Below are 1,102 nucleotides of genomic sequence, written 5' to 3'. Positions count from 1 at the left end.
TAATAACCACACCATGCGACGACGAAAACCAAGAGCAAATAAATAAGGCGAGTAAAACTCATATATTAAAGGCCTTTTGTTTAGCTAAGTACTTCCCTGACTATTGCCTTAATCTGTGTAATCAATCGTTTGAATGTTTCGTGTTGCCGATATTACATCACACCAGCTTTTAGTAAATCATGCATATTTAATGCGCCAACGATTTTATCTTCTTTGCATAGGATAAGTGCGTTGATGTTTTTGTTCTGCATTAAGTTCAATCCTTCCACTGCTAACATTTCTGGATGTGCCGTGGTTGGATATTTCGTCATGACTTCACCAATAGCCGTGGTATGAATATCAATGCGCTTATCCAAAGTGCGGCGTAAGTCACCATCGGTGAATATACCAAGCATAGCATCGTGCTCGTCCACGATTGCGGTCATTCCCAAACCTTTCTCTGAAATCTCCAAAAGCGCATCGCGAATCAACGCATCTGGAGACACTTTCGGTAATGCATTTCCGAAGTGCATAATATCAGACAGCTTAAGTAGCAATTTTCTTCCTAAAGCACCACCAGGATGTGAGAGAGCGAAGTCTTCTGCTGAGAATCCACGCGCTTGAAGTAGGGCAACTGCTAGCGCATCGCCCATTACTAAAGTTGCTGTGGTACTGCTGGTTGGTGCAAGGCCAAGTGGACAAGCTTCTTGAGGGACAGTGATTTGCAAGTGCAAGTCAGCCAGTTTTGCCATGTTGGATTCTGGCTTGCCCGTCATGCTAATGATTTTAATGTTTAAACGCTTTAGAACAGGGAAGAGAGACAAGATTTCATGGGACTCGCCAGAGTTAGAAATGGCGATAACAATGTCACCCGCACTGATCATACCCAAGTCACCATGCGCTGCTTCACCCGGGTGAACGAAAAACGCTGATGTACCTGTGCTGGCAAGCGTTGCTGCAATCTTGTTGCCAATGTGGCCTGATTTGCCCATACCCATCACGACAACTTTGCCGCTATTGGAAAGGATCAATTCGCAAGCTTGTTCAAACTGCTCATCAAAGTATTTGTCTAGCTCTTGCAGAGCCGCGACTTCGATATCAAGAACTTGTTTAGCTGCAGCGC

The 1,102-nt window shown here is 44.6% G+C and carries 1 protein-coding gene; it reads right to left on the bottom strand.

Features of this window, described 5'->3' with window-relative positions; all coding sequences use genetic code 11:
• Positions 1-152 precede the first annotated feature (152 nt).
• On the bottom strand, positions 153-1,102 hold a 950-nt coding region (locus R7M72_RS25605; RefSeq protein ID WP_318056531.1), incomplete at its 5' end, for a KpsF/GutQ family sugar-phosphate isomerase.

The organism is Vibrio sp. YT-18 (assembly GCF_033337345.1).
GTDB lineage: Bacteria > Pseudomonadota > Gammaproteobacteria > Enterobacterales > Vibrionaceae > Vibrio > Vibrio alginolyticus.
This window is presented reverse-complemented; position numbering and strand designations above follow the sequence as displayed.